This window comes from Vibrio sp. YT-18 (assembly GCF_033337345.1).
Taxonomy (GTDB): domain Bacteria; phylum Pseudomonadota; class Gammaproteobacteria; order Enterobacterales; family Vibrionaceae; genus Vibrio; species Vibrio alginolyticus.
The window spans coordinates 1-1029 of the sequence record NZ_JAWOQO010000290.1 but is presented as its reverse complement, the minus strand read 5'-3'; the positions used below and the strand labels follow the sequence as shown (position 1 = coordinate 1029).

1 pseudogene is annotated in these 1029 nt (G+C 47.1%); it reads left to right on the top strand.

Annotated elements, in window-relative coordinates:
- Positions 1-910, top strand: a pseudogene (locus R7M72_RS26055) (amino acid permease); the annotation flags it as partial.
- Positions 911-1029 lie beyond the last annotated feature (119 nt).

Sequence of the window (1029 nt, the reverse complement as noted above, 5' to 3'; positions counted from 1 at the left end):
GATAGGCGGCGTAGAACCGGCTGAGCCAATTACCGTAGAAGCGATGATCCCTGATTTCAGCTGGGTATTTTTAGGCATTACTACATGGATCTTTATGGCGGCAGGCGGTGCGGAATCGGTCGCGGTTTACGTAAACGATGTAAAAGGCGGCTCGAAATCGTTCGTTAAAGTCATCATCATCGCAGGTATCTTTATCGGTGTGCTTTACTCAGTCGCGTCTGTTTTGATTAACGTATTTGTTCCTAGCGAAACCCTAAAATACACGGGCGGATCGGTTCAAGTATTTGAAGGTTTGGCTGCGTACTTTGGTTTGCCAGAAATATTGATGAACCGCTTCGTAGGCTTGGTATCCTTCACCGCTATGTTTGGCTCTCTACTGATGTGGACAGCAACGCCAGTGAAAATCTTCTTCTCTGAGATTCCAGAAGGCATTTTTGGTAAGAAAACCGTAGAGCTGAACGAAAACGGCGTACCAGCTCGCGCAGCTTGGTATCAGTTCCTTATCGTTATCCCACTGATGATCATCCCAACATTAGGTTCTAACACCGCTCAAGATCTGATGAACACCGTAATCAACATGACCGCAGCGGCATCGATGCTGCCACCACTGTTCATCATGTTGGCATACCTGAATCTGCGCTTGAAACTGGATCACGTCGAGCGTGATTTCAAAATGGGCTCACGCAAAATGGGCATCGCTACCGTATCGGTACTGATCGCTATCTTTACGGTTGGTTTCTTAGCATCGACCTTCCCTACAGGGGCCGACATCATGACCATCATTTTCTACAACGTTGGTGGTATCGTGATTTTCCTTGGCTTTGCTTGGTGGAAGTACAGCCAATACGAAAAATCATTGAATCAGGAAGAGCGTATAAAAGAAGCCGCGCCAGCTTCGCAAGCGGTATAACACAGACTCTCAATGACAAACATTCTGGGCACCCTTTGGTGCACTATGTTACATGTGAGAGGTGATGGTCGAAGAAACCAACTCGCGTAGCCAAATGCCTTTGTCTTCATTGTTTCGGC